Source organism: Mycobacterium kyorinense, assembly GCF_002101735.1.
In the GTDB taxonomy this organism is placed as follows: Bacteria; Actinomycetota; Actinomycetes; order Mycobacteriales; family Mycobacteriaceae; genus Mycobacterium; species Mycobacterium kyorinense.
Genome location: NZ_LQPE01000018.1, coordinates 74746 through 90906 on the forward strand (window position 1 = coordinate 74746; position 16161 = coordinate 90906).

A 16161-nucleotide genomic window follows, 5' to 3' on the forward strand; every position below is an offset into this window, starting at 1 on the left:
CGCCGGTGTCGTAGAGGTGCTCGGGTACGGAGTGGTCGATGTAGGTTGCCGCTGCGGCGTGTGGGCCGAAGGCATTCGCGAAGCGTCCCATTGGATGAACCTGTGCTCGACGGTCAGTTGGTGCTCATCAACCGGGCGGCGGCCCGCATGACACCGCGGCTGACCGTGTGCTGTAGCCGCTGAACCGGCGACTGGGGAATCGGAGCCGGGGCGGTACCGAGCCGCGGAAACAACGCGAGCGCGTTGGTGCGCTCAATAGCGTTGCGCGATCCGGTGTCGAGACCGGGATAGTTCTCCAGACCCGCCGCGAACAGTTTCCCGGCGGCAACCGGTGCAAACGGCCAGTCCGAGCCGAACGTAACGTGGCCGGGCTTGGCGAAGGCGAGCAGCGTGGGCAGTGCCGCGGTGCTCGACGACAGTGCGGTGTCGAAGTAGAAGCTGGAGAAGTCGTCGAGACAGTCGGCAGGGCTGGCACCGGTGTCGGCGGTGATGGCCACCGCCATCCGATGGCTGGCGTACGGAACGAACCCGCCGGCGTGGCTGAGGATGAACCGGATGTTCGGGTAGCGACGGCGGATGCCGTTGCGCACCAATAGGTATGCCGCACGAGTTGTATCCAGCAGAAAGTCGGCGGCAAAGGGAGAGATTCCCGGAACCGTGGGACCGGGCAGGTCGGCCGGATGGATGAACACCACGGCAGAGCGCGCATCCAGGGCAGCGAACAACGGGTCCTGGCCGTCTTGACCGAGGTAGGTGCCGGCGTTGTTGGCGAGGAGGACCACGCCGTCGGCTTTCAACTCGTCCAGTGCGCGAACCGTTTCGGTAACAGACTCGTCGATGTGCGGCATCGGCACGGTGGCGAAAAAGCCGAACCGATCACGTTGGGCGGCGACGAGTTCGACGGTGTAGTCGTTGAGGCCGCGAGCCAGGCTGGCGGCATCGGCGGGTCCGGGCAGGAAGGTCGTGCCCGGGGTGGAGACGGACACGATGGCGGTGGCGATGTCAAGTTCAGCCATGGTCTGCAGTGCCGCTTCTGCGGTCCAGTCGGGCAGTGCGCGTCCACCGGCTTCGTCGATACCGGCTTTCTGCAGTGCTTTTCGATAATTGGGCGGGATCAGGTGGTGGTGGGTGTCGATGCGCAGCATGATCGCCTTCGTTAGTCGTCGGGAATTCCTGCGCCGGATAGCGCCGGGATGGTGTCTTCGCGGTGTAAAAGCGAGGCGGCCGCGGTCTTGAACTGAGCGAGCTTCTCGACGATCGTTTGACCTTCCGGAGTGTGGCCCCAGATGCTGATCCCTTGATAGGTAGTGGGTTCCCAGGTCTTCTCGTCGATGGCGAGGGGATTCCACCCGACTTCCCATTCGAAACCCGACGGCGTTATCGCGTAATAGGACAGTTCGCGGTCGTTGGTGTGCTGACCGACGGCCAGTGCCATGTGGAAACCGAGTTCTTTGACTCGCTGATACGACGCCGTCATGTCGTCGAGATCGGCGACCTGGATGTTGAGGTGTTGAATGCGGGTCCGGATCGGGTTGATCGGCAGCCGGTTAACGGCGGCGATCGCCACGGAGTGGTGGCGGTTATTGACCCGCAGGAACCGGATTTTGAACTTGAGCCCGCTGATCGTCTCGTCGATGTAGTCGGACAAACGCGCGTCGAACACAGTGTTGTAGTAGCCACGTACCTGGTGCGGTTTCTTTGTCGTGATGGCGACGTGCCCGATACCGGCATCTCCGGTGACAAAGTCGCCGCGCACCGCCATATCCAACGGTGTGCTGCTGGGGTGCGCGCGGGTAAAGATCTCCTGCGCCAGGCCGTTCGGGCCGGGGAACCGCACAAGCCGTTCGACACCGCGAAGGGCGGCCTCTTCCGCGGTGCCCTCGGTGATGGGCACACGGTGTCCGGTGATCCGGCTGGCGATTTCGTCGAAGGTGTTGTGGTCGTCGAGTTGCCAGCCGAGGGTGGTGACGTCCTCGGCTGGCCCGCGCTGGAGGAGGAAGCGGCATTCGTTGCCGTCGAGCCGAAACCGCAGCACGTCGCGCAGAGTGTCGTCGAGGTGCATGCCGATGGCGTCGCGGCCGAAGCGGCGCCAGTCGGCGAATTTGTCGGTTTCGATGACGATGTAGCCGAGGTGCACGTTGCCGAAGATGCTCATTGTTCGAAAACCGAAGGTGTACTGAGAAATTCGCTTGTCAAACGGTTGAAAAGCTCCGCGCGTTCCCATTGCATCCAGTGACCGGTGTGAGACGTCATCACCAACTCCGCGTTGGGCATCAGGTTGAGCAGCATTGGCCCGCCGGCCGGGCGGTTGACCTTGTCGTCGCGACCCCACAACACCAACGTCGGCGTCGCCAGATGATTGAGTCGTCGATCCCGGGTCAGATCCATGCGCCACAGTGTGCGCAGTGCCATCGGGCCGGACGGGCGTTGCAACGGCGGGTTCGCCATCACCTCGGGGTCGATGGAGGCGGCATACCGCAGGTCGATCAGCTCGTCAGGGACCGACGCATCGTCGTACACAAGGTAATTGCGGATGAGCGTTTCCAACTTGTCTCGGCTGGGGCCGTCGCCGCCGTAGTACGACAGCAGGGACTTGAGCCCGGCTGTGGGGATCCCGCGGGTGGTCCCGATTCCGCCGGGGCCCATCAGGACGAGCTTGCCGACCCGGTGCGGCGTGTCCAGGGCAAGCCGCAAGGCGGCCGCGCCGCCATAGGAGTTGCCGACCAAATGCGCGGTGTCGATACCGAGTTCGTCGAGCAGGCCGCGGATCATGTCGGCCAGGTAGCCGAACGGATCGTCCTGGTCGACGCACTTCGCCGAGCGGCCGTACCCCGGCATGTCGGGCACGATCACCCGAAAGCGTGCTGCGAGGGCGTCGATGTTGCGCGAGTAGTTGGACACGCCGGAGGCACCGGGGCCGCCGCCGTGCAACATCACCACGGCCGGCCCGCTGCCGGCTTCTGCGAAGAAGATGGGCTTGCCGGCGACGGTGATCGTGCGTTCGGTCAGATTGGTCGTGGTCATGCGGTGGCCTCTGTCTCGATGCGGATGTCTGGCGGTAGGGGCAGTGGATACCCGGATTCTGCTGCGGCATAAATGAATCCGTCGGGTCGCAGTACGACGACTGCGGCCTCTTTTCGCCGTAGCCATTCGATGAGCGTGGGTTCGGTGATCTGAAGAGACCGGACGCCCAACGCGGTCCAGGCCTGTGCGCCTGCCGGCCGCTCGCCGACGTGCAGGATGGCCCACTGCCCATCGAGAATGTCGTCAAGACGAACTTTCGTGCCGTCGGCGTTCGTCACCCACGGCTGCGGGATCTGCCACCCGACGGCCGCGTGCGTGCCTGCCGCGAAAAAGCCCGCGCGGTAGCGGGCATCGGGCATCCACGTCAGTCGCTGAACGCGGACGTCCAGGCCGGGCAGACGGGTGAGTGCGCGCAACACATGGTTGCGCACCGCGGCGACGACTCGGTTGCGTTCGGTGATGATCCGGCCGGCGAAGCACGCGCGTCGGGTGACCTCGATGACGTGGGGTTTGCGCTCGGCTTGGTAGGAGTCGAGCAGCGAGTCCGGCGCTTGTCCGCGGACAACGGCCGCGAGCTTCCAGCACAGGTTGGCTACGTCGCGGACCCCGGCCGACATGCCTTGGCCGATCCACGGCGGCATGGCGTGCGCTGCGTCGCCGGCCAGAAAGACCCGCCCGACCCGCCAACGGTCTGCGACACGGACGTGGTGGCTATAGATCACGGCCCGGAGGATCTTCACGTTCTCGCGGGTGATGCCCTGATCGCCCAGAACTGTCCAGATCGCCTCCTCACGCAACAGCTCGTCGTCGTCTTCGCTTGCGCGTGCGGGATATTCCCAGCGGTGGTGACCGAGTGGAGTCGGGCAGTCGACAGTCGGTCGCGCCGGATTGCAGTGAAACCGCAACCGGTCGTGGGCGTCCCACTCCTTGAGGACCTCGGTGTCGATCACGACCCATCGCTCCGCGTAGGTGCGGCCGGTGTAGCCGACACCCAGTTGACCGCGAGTGGGGGACGAACCACCGTCGGCGGCAATCACGTACGACGCGCGAATCCGCTTGAAGGTGTCGGTGCGCAGGTCGGCCAGCATCAGCTCGACTTCGTCGCGCATGGGCAACACACGCAGGCATTCGTGTTCCAATAGCACATCGACGCCTGCGAATCGCCGCACTCCCTCGCGCAAGACATGGTCAACCGCGGGTTGATACAAGAACTGTTGCGGCGGATGTCCCGCACCGCGAGGAGCGATCTTGAGGTCGATGAACGGCACCCCGCGGGCGTCGACGAAATTCAGTGGTCGGTCGGGCAGCATGTCCTGCTGCAATCGGTCCGCCAGACCGACGGACTGCCATATCCGCATCACTTCCTCGTCGGTGGAGATCGCCCGCGCGCGGCCATACACATCCGGATCGCGCTCGATCACAACGACTTTCAGGCCGGCCTGGCCCAGCAGGTTCGCCGCTGTGGCACCGGTGGGCCCGTAGCCGATCACCGCTACGTCATAGCTGTCTGAAGTGGTCACGATGTCTCTCGTCGTCGAGGGCCCTTGTTCTATAGTGATCACTACGGTAATGTAGCGATCACTACGGAGTCAAGAGGAGACCTGAATGGCAGCCAAGGACCAGCCGAAGCGCCGTCGACAGCGCGCCGACGGGGCATTGTCGCGGGAACGGATCCTCGATGCCGCGACCGAGATCGCCGCGGAGCGTGGCTACGAAGGCACCAGCATCGCGCTGGTCAGCGCCAAATGCGGCTTGCCTGCCAGTTCGATCTACTGGCACTTCAAGGACAAAGACGACCTCATCGCGGCGGTCATCGAGCGCAGCTTCGCCGGCTGGCTGAAGGCCTGGCAGGTCCCCGACGAAGGCGCGGCAGATGACCGCGTTGTGAGCATGGCGATGCAAATCGCGAAGGCCCTGCTGGACTCTCCCGACTTCATTCGCCTCGGGCTGATGCTGGCGCTGGAGCGACGACCGGTCGAGCCGCGGGCGCGGGCGATGTTCATCCAAGTCCGGGCGCAAACGCAGGATCAGCTTGCCGCCACTCTGGCTGAACTCAGCCCAGGGCTTACCGAGGCCCAGGTCGATCAGTTGGTCACCTACGCGATCGCCGGCGCCGACGGACTGTTCATCGCCAAGGAGATCGGCGGCGACGCCGTCGACCTGATCGGGCTGTTCGAGTCACATGCCCACGCGCTTTACGCCACTGCCGCGCGGATGCTGTCTGAGAGCGCTGACCAATGACCCTGACACACAACGTGATCCAGGAGAGTGCCGATCTGTTGTATGTGGCGCAAACCACCCGAACGCCGATTGGTCCGCTCACTGAGCGCCATCCCGGGCTAACCGTGGCCGATGCCTATGCCATCCAGCAGGTCAATCTGCGACGCCGGCTCCGCGAGGGACGCGTACTGGTGGGCCACAAGATCGGCCTCACCTCCGAGTCGATGCAAACGCTGCTCGGAGTCGACGAACCCGACTTCGGCTACATCCTCGATGGCATGGTGCTCGCCAACGGGTCGGCGGTGTCGGCCGCTCGGTTCTGCGCGCCGCGGGTCGAGCCCGAGGTCGCCTTCCTGTTCCACGCGCCGTTGCGCGGACCCGGGATCACGGACGACGACGTCCGCGCCGCCCCGGAGGCGGTAGCTGTCGCGCTGGAGGTCGTTGACAGCCGAATCGACAAGTGGCGACTGACACTGCCCGACACTGTCGCGGATAACGCCAGCTCTGGAGCCGTCGTCCTTGGTAACTGGATGCCCTACGAGGGGCTTGACCTCCCTAGTGTACGGGCATCGTTGTCGCTCAACGGATCCGAAATAGATTCGGGTCTAGGCGCTGCGGTGATGGGGGAGCCGGCCGCGGCGGTCGCCTGGCTGGCCAACGCGCTGGGTTCATTCGGAACCGAGATCATGCCCGGCCATTTCGTCATCTCCGGATCGATCACCTCAGCCCCATTCGTACACCCCGGCGACGACGTCACCGCCACCATCGGCGGCCTCGGTGCGGTGTCGTTGAGCTTCACGTAAGGCAAAACCATGGGTACCGAGCTTGACCTCACTCTGGCAGCCACCGTGCCGATCGTCACCGCGGTGGCGCGCAGCGGATCTGTGTCGTATGCGGAGATTGTGTCGTCGATTTCCTCGAAGTCCGCCAGCCCCTGTGCTCGCGCCAACATCGATGAATTCATCGAAACCGCCGCGGCAGCATTGCAAGTCCTCGGCGGAGCGCAGCGCGCCAAGGCGATCATGGTCCTCAACTCCGCCGACCCGTCCATCATGATGCGCAACACGGTCTACTGCCTCGTCGACGGGAACGCTGACCATCAGCGGATCGAGAGCGACGTGCTTGCGATGGTCGAGCATGTCAACGACTACGTGCCGGGTTACCGGCTGAAGCAGCGTATTCAGTTCGAAACCTTCAGTTCTCACAACCCGTTGCATATCCCCGAGACCGGCAAGTTCACCGGCTCCCAGGTGAGCGTTCTGCTCGAAGTCACGGGTACCGGAGCCACATCATGATCTGCATCAGCGATGTCACCCTGCGCGATGGCATGCATGCTGTGCGCCACCAATACAGCATCGAGCAAGCAGTGACCATCGCTGCGGCGCTTGATGCCGCCGGGGTGGATTCCATCGAGGTGGCGCATGGCGACGGGCTGGGCGGATCCAGCTGTGTCTACGGGTTCGGCGCCCACACCGATCTGGAATGGATCGAAGCCGTCGCCCATGTCGTGTGTCGCGCCAAGCTCGCCACGTTGGTGCTGCCCGGCATCGGCACCGTGCGCCAGCTGAAGGACGCACACAGCGCGGGTGCCGAGGTCGTACGGGTAGGCACGCACTGCACCGAAGCCGACATCTCCGCCAAGCACATTGCTGCGGCGCGCGAACTCGGGATGGATACTGTCGGCTTCCTCATGATGAGCCACATGACCACGCCCGCCGCACTGGCCGGTCAGGCAAAGCTCATGGAAGGCTACGGCGCCACCTGTATCTATGTCGTCGACTCCGGCGGTGCCATGACCATGGGTGACGTCGCCGACCGAGTCGACGCGCTGCGCCAAAGCCTGCTAGCCACAACGGAAATCGGTATTCACGCCCACCACAACCTGTCGCTGGGTGTCGCCAATTCGATCGTCGCCGTCGAGCACGGCGCATGTCGCGTCGACGCCTCACTGACGGGCATGGGCGCGGGCGTCGGCAACGCACCGCTGGAGGTGTTCATTGCGGCCGCCGACCGGCTGGGCTGGAAGCACGGCTGCGATCTTCACGCCCTTCAGGACGCCGCCGACGATATCGTCCGCCCGCTGCAACAGCGACCAGTACGCGTCGACCGCGAAACTCTCACACTCGGCTACGCAGGGGTGTACTCGAGCTTCCTGCGCCATGCCGAAACAGCCGCAACACGTTACGACCTCGACGCCCGGACCCTTCTCGAAGAGGCCGGTCGCCGCGGGTTGGTCGGCGGACAGGCAGACATGCTCATCGACATCGCGCTTGACTTGAGCGCGGAGAGGAGTTCCGGATGAGCGACACGGTAGACGGCCACCACGGCCTGCACAGCGAGCACGGTCCTCGACGAGGCGAACACCCGGGCCGATCCCGAAGTCCAATGATCAAAGTCCAAGACCTTGCCTGGCTGGAGTTTCAGAAGCCGGATCTGGTTCGCGCCGAAGCCTTCGCGCAGACGTTCGGCTTCACGACGCTGTTGCGCACCGACGACGAGCTGCACTTGCGTGGCACCGACGCCGGCGGGCCCTGCGTGCTCATCCGGCGCTGCCCTCGCTCGCGGTTCGCCGGGATGGCCTTCAGGGCCGCCGACGAGGCCGACGTCCGGCAGCTGGCCAAGGCCACCGGCGCGCCAACGCGGGCATTGCCCGAGACCCTTGGCGGACTGGCCGTGGATTTGGTTGATCCGAGCGGTATTCCGGTCAAGGTGGTCGCCGACATCCACGAAGTCGAAGCGCTTCCGGCGCAAACGGCGCACACCTTCAACTTCGGCCACGAGCTGCGGCGCGCCAACCGCACCCAGCGGCCGCTCCGCGAACCCGCGCGGGTGCAACGTCTCGGGCATCTGGTCTTGCAGACGACGAAATATCGCGAGGCGCTGAACTGGTATTTAGATCACCTTGGGATGATCGTCAGCGACTTCCTGTACTTCCCCGGCCAGCGTGACCGCGGGCCGACAATGAGTTTCATCCGCTGCGATCGCGGCCAGACGCCCACCGACCACCACACTCTGGCCATCGCGTTGGGGCTAAGCAACCGCTATGTGCATTCTGCGTACCAGGTGTGCGATCTCGACGCGCTGGCCGCCGGCGGTGAGTATCTGAAAGATTGTGGCTATCAACGATCCTGGGGCATCGGCCGCCACATCCAGGGTAGCCAGATATTCGACTACTGGCGTGATCCGGACGACTTCCTGGTGGAGCACTTCACCGACGGCGACATGTTCGACTCCACGCTGGAGCCGGGCTGGGCGCCGTTCACCGCGTCCGGACTAGCACAGTGGGGACCTCCAGTCAGCAAAGATTTCCTCGGTATCAACCCCAAAGCCGTCCCGCACGAGGCACTTTCGATGATCCATGGCCTTCGCGACGACAACGAATTCGATCTCAAGCGCTTCATCGGGTTGATGAAAGTAGCCAACTCATGACCATTTCAATCCTGCGCACTGACGACGCCTGGTGGGTCGCAACCGCGAGCGGCGCGGCCCAGATCGCCACCCCGGCCGCCACGACCGGGGAGCTGCTGGCCGATCGCGCGGCTATCGAGGCCGCGTCATCCGGCGCCGACACGGTGCCGCTCGACAGCCTGGACCTGCTTTCGCCGGTGACGGCGCCGTGCCGGGTGGTGGCGCAGATGACCAACTACGCCTCGCACGTCAAAGACGCCGGGATGGATCCGAAGTCGGTTCCGTTGACGTTCTTCCGCAAGGCCTCAGGTTCGATCACGGGACCTTTCGACGACATCGTCAAGCCGGAGCACATCCGGTTCCTGGATTACGAAGTGGAGATCGGTGTGGTCATCGGTCGCGAGTTGCCGGTGGGCACCACAATCACCGACGCGAACCTGCCGGACTACGTGGCTGGCCTCGTGGTGACCAACGACGTGTCCGCGCGCGATGTGCAGCTTCCCAAGACTCAGTTCTACGAGTCGAAGTCGTACCCGACGTTCACCCCGGTTGGTCCCAACCTGGTGCTGCTGGACCGCGACGAACTCAAGCGCTTCGGTGATTTGCGGCTACGACTGCGGGTGAACGGTGAGCTCCGCCAGGACATGCGGGTCGACGGCGACATGCTCTACTCCCCGGTGCAGGCGCTTCAGGCGTTGACGCGTTTCCAGCGCCTCGACCCAGGCGATCTGGTGTTGACCGGAACCCCCGTCGGCACCGCGCTCAGTGCCCCGCCCAAGCCGATGGAGATCGTCGGCTCGCTGCTACCGCCCGCGGTCAAATGGAAGGCGTTCTTCACCCGGCAAGCCAAAAACTCGAAGTATCTGGCCGAGGGTGACGTCGTCGAGACCAGCGTCGCGACCGACGACCACACGATTGACCTGGGCACACAGCGCAACACGGTGAGATACGCCTAACTCACGGAAAAAGTGTGCTGACCACCGCTGTGTGCGTCGTAGCATTGAGAACCATGAGCGAACAGGTATGGAATTTCGCCGGTATCGAAGGCGGAGCCAGTGACCTTCAGGCGGCGGTCCAGACTACCCACGGCCTGCTCGACGAGGGCAGGGGTTCGCTTACCACGCTGATGGCGGCCTGGACCGGGGCCGGTTCGGAGGCCTACCAGGCTGTGCAAACCCGCTGGGATCGCACCGCGACAGAACTGAACGACGCGCTGCAGAACCTCGCAAACACGATCAGCGAGGCCGGCCAGGCGATGGCCCACACCGAAGGAACCGTCACCGGCTTGTTCAGCTAGCCCGAGTGTGCGGCCAGCCGCACGTCGGCGGGCGCGGGGCGCGCAGACCTACTTCAGTTCGGACGAGCTCAACCCCAGCAGCCGTCGCGCCACCACCAGCTGCTGGATCTGCTGCGTGCCCTCGAAGATGTCCATGATCTTCGAATCGCGTGCCCACTTCTCCAGCAGACTCTGCTCGGAATAGCCTGCGGTGCCGGCCAATTCGACCGCCTTACACGTGATGTCGCTGCCCACCCGGCCGGCCTTGGCCTTCGCCATCGACGCCTCTTTTGAGTTGGGAATACGATTGTCGGCCTGCCACGCAGCACGCAGAGTCAGCAGATAGCTGGCCTCCCAGTCGGCCTCCATTCGCAAAAACTCTGCGGCCGCGGCGCTTTGGGCGTGCGCCGGCTTGTCGTAGGAGATCTCGACACCGGCGTTGGTGAGGATCTTGCGAAGTTCCTCCAGGGCGGCCCGCGCAACGCCGACGGCCATGGCCGCCACTACCGGCCGGGTGTTGTCGAAAGTCTCCATCACCCCGGCGAACCCTTTTCCGGGCTCGATCTCGGGGTTGCCCAGCAGGTTTTCCTTGGGGATCCGCGCGTTGTCGAATCGGATTACCGCGGTGTCGGAGCCTTTGATGCCGAGCTTGTTCTCCAGCCGCTCGACCGTGACGCCGGGATGCTCGCGCGGGACGATGAACGACTTGATCGCCGGACGGCCCTTCGACTTGTCGAGCGTTGCCCACACGACGATGTGGGTGGCCCGCGAACCGGCGGTGACGAAGATCTTTTCGCCGTTGATCACGTATTCGTCGCCGTCCAACGTGGCCGTCGTCGACACGGCCGCCGAGTCCGACCCGAACCCCGGCTCGGTGATGGCCATCGCGGCCCACACCTTGCCCAGACGCTGCAGCTGTTCGTCGGTGGCCACACCGGAGATCGCCGCGTTGCCGAGCCCCTGATACGGCATCGAGAGCATCATCGCGGCGTCGCCCCAACTGGCTTCCAACGCCTGCAACACTGCGGCCATATTGGCGCCGTTGCGGTTTTCGTCCTTGCTTTCGCCCGCTCGGAACGCTTCGGCCCCGGAGAGCCCCAAGCCGTTGGATTCGATGGCTCCCTCGAACAGGTTGGCCAAGGTGTCGAGCTCGACCGGGTAGGCGTGCTCGTTCAGGTCGTATTTGCGGGCGATCGGCCGCATCATCTCGGCGGCACCTTGGTGCGCCTTGTCGATGACGGCGTGCATCTTCTTGGGAAGTTCCAAATTGATTGCCATGACTAGTCTTTCGTAGAAGGTCTTAAATGACGGCTCAGATCACCACGACGCCCTCGGCGACGCCGATGGCTCGCAGGTCGCGGTACCAGCGCTCGACGGGGTGTTCCTTGGTGTAGCCGTGGCCGCCGAGCAATTGCACACCGTCCAGGCCAATCTGCATCCCCTTGTCAGCGCCCAGGCGCTTGGCCAGCGCCGCTTCCCGGGCGAACGGCAGGCCTTGTTCGGCCCGCGCCGCGCCGCGCCAGGTGATCATTCGCAAGCCATCCAGCTCGATGGCGATATTCGCGCACATGAACGCCACCGACTGGCGGTGGGCGATCGGCTCGCCGAACGCTTCACGTTCTTTCACGTAGGGAACGACATAGTCCAGCACCGCGTGCGAGGTGCCGACCGCCAGTGCCGCCCAACCCAGCCGCGACAGCGCGATCGCCTCGGAGTAGTCGGCGTCGCTGGCGTCGTCCTCACCCAGGCGGGCGCTCAACGGCACCGACACCTTGTCCAACTCGACCTGACCCAGCGCCGCAGCGCGAATCCCCATGCTGGGGTCGGGCTTTACTGTCAAGCCCTGCGTCGACGACTCGACGATGAACAACGCCGGCTTGCCATTGAGTTGCGCAGCAACGACGAACAACTCGGCGTCGGCGGCCGCCGGGACCAACGACTTCACCCCGTCGAGCCGGTAGCCGCTCGGTGTGCGCACGGCGGTGGTCTTCAGAGTGGTCGGGTCGAACAACGGCTGCGGCTCGGCGATCGCCACGCACGCCTGCGGAACGTTCTCGCCGGCGAATTCCTTGATGTATGTGGCCTGCTGGTCGGCGCTGCCCCAATGGGTGAGCGCCGCCGCCACGCCGGCGGGCGCGAGAATCGGTAGTGCCAAGCCCATGTCGCCGTACGCGAGTGCCTCGGCCACCAGCACGTTGGTCACGCTGGAGAGCTGTTCGGCGATGCCCTCGAAGTCTTCCGGGACGTTGACGGCGGTGATGCCGAGCTCCGCCGCCTTCGCGATCAGGTCGGAGGGATAGGTGGTGGCTTCGTCGGCGTCGTGTGCGGCCGGGCGCAGCACCTCTTCGGCGAACTCTTCGACGGTTTCGACGATCAGCTTTTGGTCGTCGTCGGGCGTCAGGTCGAAGTAGTCCTTGCCGCTTGCCTTCAGCCGGGTCGGCCCGCCGCGCAGACCCTGTACCTTCTTGAATTGCCGGTTGGTGGCGCCGGCCGCGGAGAACATGGTCTTGACGCCGTAGCGCAGTGTCCGGTTCAGCGGATCGCGCAGGTGGTATTTGTCCAGGAAGTCCTGGCCGACGATCGGGGTGAGCAGCGCCAGGCTGATATCGATCCCGGTTCGCTTGTGTTTGTATTCGCCGACGGCGGTCTTTCGGCCGGTTCGCTTGGGGCGTCCGTTGGTGGCGGGGACGGTGTTGGTCATGTCAGCAGCCTTTTATCGAGCACGGTCATTGGGCCAATGCGGTACCGCCGATCTTACTCCGGAGTAAGATAGAAGGCGCCTGTTAAATAGTTCACATCCCGGAGAGGCTGGCCAGCAGCGGCAGCCGCCGCCGGCCCCACCGCCCGACCGGCCCGTCGTAGATGCCGGCCAGCCGGAAACCACACCCGCGGCAGTGGCCGTCGTCGGTGAGCGTGTAACGGCGCATCGCATACCAATCGCGCACCACGACTGCCGAACCGCATCCCGGGCACAACGTCGTTCCGCCGTCGGGGTCGTGGATGTTCCCGGTGTAGACGTAGCGCAGGCCTTCCTTGATCCCGATCCGTCGGGCCCGCCTGAGCGTGGCCGGCGGGGTCGGCGGCGTGTCGGTCATCTTGTAGTCCGGGTGAAACGCGGTGAAGTGCACCGGCACGTCGACGCCCAGGTGCTCGGCGATCCATGCGCACTCGGCGGCGATTTCGGCGTCGCTGTCGTTGTGCCCCGGAATCAGCAGCGTGGTGATCTCGACCCACACGTCGGTTTCGCGGCACAGGTAGACCAGTGTGTCCAGCACGTCGTCGAGATGCCCGACGCACACCTTGCGGTAGAAGTCTTCGGTGAACGCCTTCAGGTCGACGTTGGCGGCGTCGATGTGCCGGTAGAACTCCGCGCGCGGCGCCGCACACATGTAGCCCGCGGTCACCGCGATCGATTTGATGCCCCGCTGGTGGCAGGCGTCGGCGACATCTGCGGCGTATTCGAAGAAGATGGTCGGGTCGTTGTAGGTGAAAGCCACACTGCGACAACCCAATTCGTCGGCAACCCGGGCGATGTCGTCGGGCGTGGCCCGGCTGGCCAGCGTGTCCGTCTCGCGGGACTTGGAGATGTCCCAGTTCTGGCAGAACTTGCAGGCGAGGTTGCAGCCGGCCGTGCCGAACGACAGCACGGCCGAGCCGGGCAGGAAGTGGTTGAGCGGCTTCTTCTCGACGGGGTCGACGCAGAACCCACTCGAACGCCCGTAGCTGGTGAGCCGGATCTGATCGTCGAAGCGGCCGCGGACGAAGCACAGGCCGCGCTGACCCTCGTGCAGTTTGCAGGCCCGCGGACACACGTCGCACTGAATCCGGCCGTCGTCGAGGCGATGCCAGTGCTGTGTCGGGATCGTGAACGGATCACTCATCGCTTAACCCGATGGTCAGGTTACGCGCGCAGTCGGGTCAGCACCTGCTCGTGTAACAAGCCGTTGGTGGCCACCGCGGTGCCGCCGTGCGGGCCGGCCGTGCCGTCGAGGCTCGTGAACGTCCCGCCCGCCTCGCGCACCAAGACGTCGAGGGCGGCCAGGTCCCACACCGACACCTCCGGTTCGGCGGCGATGTCGACGGCGCCCTCGGCCACCAGGCAATACGACCAGAAGTCGCCGTAGGCGCGCACCCGCCACACGTCGTCGGTCAGTGCGACGAAGCGGTCGCGCAGCCCGAGCTGGGCCCACCCGGAAAGGCTCGAGAACGACAGGCTGGCCGCGCTCAACTCCGCCACCGAGGACACCGACAGCCGTCGCGGCGCGGAGTCGCCGACCGTCGCGAACGCGCCGGCGTCGGTGGCCGCCCACCACCGCCGCTGCAGTGCCGGTGCGCTGACGACGCCGACGCGCGGGACGCCGTCGTCGAGCAGGGCGACCAGGCTGGCCCAAACCGGCACACCACGCACGAAGTTCTTGGTGCCGTCGATCGGGTCGACAACCCACTGTCGTCCAGTGAAAGTCGTTGAGCCGCCGTACTCTTCGCCGACGATGCTGTCGTCGGGACGCTCGCGGGCCAGCGCCTCGCGCAGCTCGGTTTCGACGGCGCGGTCGGCGTCGGTGACCGGCGTGAGGTCCGGTTTGGTGTCGACCTGCAGATCCAGTGCGCCGAACCGGGCCAGGGTCACCGCGTCCGCACGGTCGGCCAGCGCCAGCGCCACCGCGAGATCGTCGGGGCGCGTCATGCTGGTAGTCCTACCATGGCCGGGTGGGCTGGGAACTCGGTGTGCTTCTTTTGCTGATCGGGGCAGTGCTGGTGCTTTTGGCGCCCAGGTTCCGGCAGCGACGGGTCGCGGACGCGGTGAGCGGCACACTGCTGGTGACCGGTGTCAGCCCGCGGCCCGACGCCAGCGGCGAGCAGTTCGTCACGATCACCGGCGTGATCAACGGGCCGACCGTCAACGAGCACCCGGTCTATCAGCGGATGGCGGTCAATGTCGACGACTGGCCGACGATGGGTCAGCTGCTGCCGGTGGTGTACTCGCAGAGGAACCCGGACCACTGGAACTTTGCGCCGGCGCAGCCGCCTGGGCCGCCCGCTGGCTAGATCCGCCACCGAAGCCGAGCGTGGTCACCAGGTGGTGCAGCATCGCGACAAACGTGATGACCCACGCCGCCAGGGCGATCCAGCTTTCGTCGGCGCCGATGTATTCGACGATCGGCAGCCGGTCGGCCTTGCCCAGGTAGTCGCCGCCCACGCCGTACATGCCGAGCGGGAACACCACGCTCCACAGCGGCGCCTCGTAGCGCAGCGGGATGCGATGCACCACGTGCTTCCAGATGCCGGCGCCGATCAGCGGCGGGATCAGCCACGTGCCGAAAGCCCAGAACACCACCGACATCCCGGCGATCAGGCCGCTGGTGGCGTCGACCATCGGCGCGTGCGCCATCTCGACGATGCGAGCGCCGGCGACGACGGTGATCGCGGTGGCGCCCATCGACACCCACAGCGGCGGGGTGAGGTCTTCGGGCCGCAGCCCGTACAGCAGCATCCGGGCGCCGACGAAGATGCCGGCGGCGCCGTAGAGAAACACCCCGACCGACCAGCAGAGCACCGCCAGCAATGCCAGTTCGCGCCGGCCGGTTTCGAGTTCGGGCTCCAGCGCGGCGGCGAGCACCGCGACCGATTCGCTGGCCACTACCCAGATGAACCAGGTGCCGTTGGCGTGCTGCAGAACCGGCCGGTGCGTGGTGCGCAACACCGCCGCCCAGGGCACCACGTAGCCCAGAACCAACCAGGCCAGCGAGCCGACCAGCAACAGCGCCGACGCAATCCGGTAATGGGTGTCGACGGCCAGCCGGGTGCCCAGCACGTCGGCTGCGGCGACGAACGTGAACGAACCGAACGCGCGGCGCGGGTCGCGCAGGTCCGCGGCGAAGTCGGCACGGAAAACGATCATCCGTGCCGCGGTAAGAACCACCAGGACGCCGAACGCCAGAAAGCCCAGCCACAGCAACACCACCGACAGGGCGTACATGCCGTGGTTGTGCATGCCGATCGAAACGATGCCGGTGGCCATCACCAGCGCGAAGTAGCCGGGATGCAGCGTTCGTACCGCTTCGCGGACGCCGGTTGCCCGGTCGGTCTCAGTAGGGGACACCAATCTTTCGCCACTTCCGCCCGCCGGTGCCCGGCTCTTGGGGCTGCTTCGCGACACGGCTGCGGATGACAATATAGGGCCGCCACAGGTACCACAGCGGATAGCTCCACGCATGCACAAGGCGGCTGAACGG

The 16161-nt window shown here is 65.4% G+C and carries 17 protein-coding genes and 1 pseudogene; 8 read left to right on the plus strand and 10 right to left on the minus strand.

The features are described from left to right. Window positions 1-113 precede the first annotated feature (113 nt). The 4 genes from AWC14_RS03625 to AWC14_RS03640 are packed head-to-tail and all read right to left on the minus strand — an operon-like array spanning window position 114 to window position 4544. A complete protein-coding gene (locus tag AWC14_RS03625; RefSeq protein ID WP_045379718.1) occupies window positions 114-1145 on the minus strand; it encodes an amidohydrolase family protein in 1032 nt (343 codons plus the stop codon). Between the two features lie 11 nt (window positions 1146-1156). Beyond that, entirely contained in the window at window positions 1157-2155 is a 999-nt protein-coding gene (locus AWC14_RS03630; RefSeq protein WP_045379716.1) for a VOC family protein, read from the minus strand. Then, a complete protein-coding gene (locus AWC14_RS03635; protein ID WP_045379714.1) occupies window positions 2152-3024 on the minus strand; it encodes an alpha/beta fold hydrolase in 873 nt (290 codons plus the stop codon). The genes AWC14_RS03630 and AWC14_RS03635 overlap by 4 nt, the downstream gene beginning before the upstream one ends. Next, window positions 3021-4544, minus strand: a complete 1524-nt coding sequence (locus tag AWC14_RS03640) for a bifunctional 3-(3-hydroxy-phenyl)propionate/3-hydroxycinnamic acid hydroxylase (protein ID WP_081968171.1) — start codon at window positions 4542-4544, stop codon at window positions 3021-3023. Before AWC14_RS03640 ends, AWC14_RS03635 begins: the two co-directional genes overlap by 4 nt. Before the next feature lie 85 nt (window positions 4545-4629). On the opposite strand from AWC14_RS03640, the gene AWC14_RS03645 reads away from it, so the two are divergent. The 7 genes and pseudogenes from AWC14_RS03645 (at window position 4630) to AWC14_RS03675 (ending at window position 9949) form a co-directional block, all read left to right on the plus strand. After that, window positions 4630-5265: a TetR/AcrR family transcriptional regulator gene (locus AWC14_RS03645; RefSeq protein WP_045379712.1), complete on the plus strand. Its 636-nt coding sequence runs from the start codon at window positions 4630-4632 to the stop codon at window positions 5263-5265. Next, window positions 5262-6047 carry a 2-keto-4-pentenoate hydratase gene (locus AWC14_RS03650; protein ID WP_045379711.1) on the plus strand — a complete coding sequence of 262 codons (786 nt, stop codon included), beginning with the start codon at window positions 5262-5264 and terminating at the stop codon, window positions 6045-6047. Before AWC14_RS03645 ends, AWC14_RS03650 begins: the two co-directional genes overlap by 4 nt. A 39-nt stretch (window positions 6048-6086) precedes the next feature. Then, window positions 6087-6521: pseudogene (locus tag AWC14_RS03655) on the plus strand (acetaldehyde dehydrogenase family protein); the annotation flags it as partial. A gap of 14 nt (window positions 6522-6535) precedes the next feature. After that, window positions 6536-7546 carry a 4-hydroxy-2-oxovalerate aldolase gene (gene dmpG, locus AWC14_RS03660; RefSeq protein ID WP_057003267.1) on the plus strand — a complete coding sequence of 337 codons (1011 nt, stop codon included), beginning with the start codon at window positions 6536-6538 and terminating at the stop codon, window positions 7544-7546. Beyond that, window positions 7543-8673 carry a VOC family protein gene (locus AWC14_RS03665; protein ID WP_045385641.1) on the plus strand — a complete coding sequence of 377 codons (1131 nt, stop codon included), beginning with the start codon at window positions 7543-7545 and terminating at the stop codon, window positions 8671-8673. Before dmpG ends, AWC14_RS03665 begins: the two co-directional genes overlap by 4 nt. Next, a complete protein-coding gene (locus AWC14_RS03670) occupies window positions 8670-9608 on the plus strand; it encodes a fumarylacetoacetate hydrolase family protein (RefSeq protein ID WP_045385639.1) in 939 nt (312 codons plus the stop codon). Before AWC14_RS03665 ends, AWC14_RS03670 begins: the two co-directional genes overlap by 4 nt. Before the next feature lie 53 nt (window positions 9609-9661). Beyond that, complete coding sequence (locus tag AWC14_RS03675) at window positions 9662-9949, plus strand: WXG100 family type VII secretion target (protein ID WP_045385638.1); 288 nt, start codon at window positions 9662-9664, stop codon at window positions 9947-9949. A 48-nt stretch (window positions 9950-9997) separates the two neighbouring features. Here the strand turns inward: AWC14_RS03675 and AWC14_RS03680 are convergent, their stop codons facing one another. The 4 genes from AWC14_RS03680 to hisN form a co-directional block, all read right to left on the minus strand. After that, window positions 9998-11206, minus strand: coding sequence for an acyl-CoA dehydrogenase family protein (locus tag AWC14_RS03680; protein WP_045385635.1), 1209 nt, complete (start codon window positions 11204-11206; stop codon window positions 9998-10000). A gap of 34 nt (window positions 11207-11240) precedes the next feature. Continuing rightward, window positions 11241-12629, minus strand: a complete 1389-nt coding sequence (locus AWC14_RS03685; RefSeq protein WP_045385633.1) for an acyl-CoA dehydrogenase family protein — start codon at window positions 12627-12629, stop codon at window positions 11241-11243. A gap of 91 nt (window positions 12630-12720) precedes the next feature. Next, window positions 12721-13809 carry an AmmeMemoRadiSam system radical SAM enzyme gene (gene amrS / locus AWC14_RS03690; protein ID WP_045385630.1) on the minus strand — a complete coding sequence of 363 codons (1089 nt, stop codon included), beginning with the start codon at window positions 13807-13809 and terminating at the stop codon, window positions 12721-12723. A gap of 20 nt (window positions 13810-13829) precedes the next feature. Beyond that, complete coding sequence (gene hisN, locus AWC14_RS03695) at window positions 13830-14612, minus strand: histidinol-phosphatase (RefSeq protein ID WP_045385627.1); 783 nt, start codon at window positions 14610-14612, stop codon at window positions 13830-13832. A 23-nt stretch (window positions 14613-14635) separates the two neighbouring features. Here hisN and AWC14_RS03700 point away from each other — a divergent pair, with 23 nt between their 5' ends. Further along, window positions 14636-14974, plus strand: a complete 339-nt coding sequence (locus AWC14_RS03700; protein ID WP_142281543.1) for a hypothetical protein — start codon at window positions 14636-14638, stop codon at window positions 14972-14974. Here AWC14_RS03700 and AWC14_RS03705 read toward each other — a convergent pair. After that, complete coding sequence (locus AWC14_RS03705) at window positions 14859-16028, minus strand: tellurite resistance/C4-dicarboxylate transporter family protein (RefSeq protein ID WP_057003266.1); 1170 nt, start codon at window positions 16026-16028, stop codon at window positions 14859-14861. The two genes, AWC14_RS03700 and AWC14_RS03705, sit on opposite strands and share 116 nt — an antisense overlap. Further along, window positions 16015-16161 (minus strand): respiratory nitrate reductase subunit gamma (locus tag AWC14_RS03710; protein ID WP_142281544.1); only part of this gene is annotated, 147 nt, incomplete at its 5' end. The genes AWC14_RS03710 and AWC14_RS03705, both read right to left, overlap by 14 nt.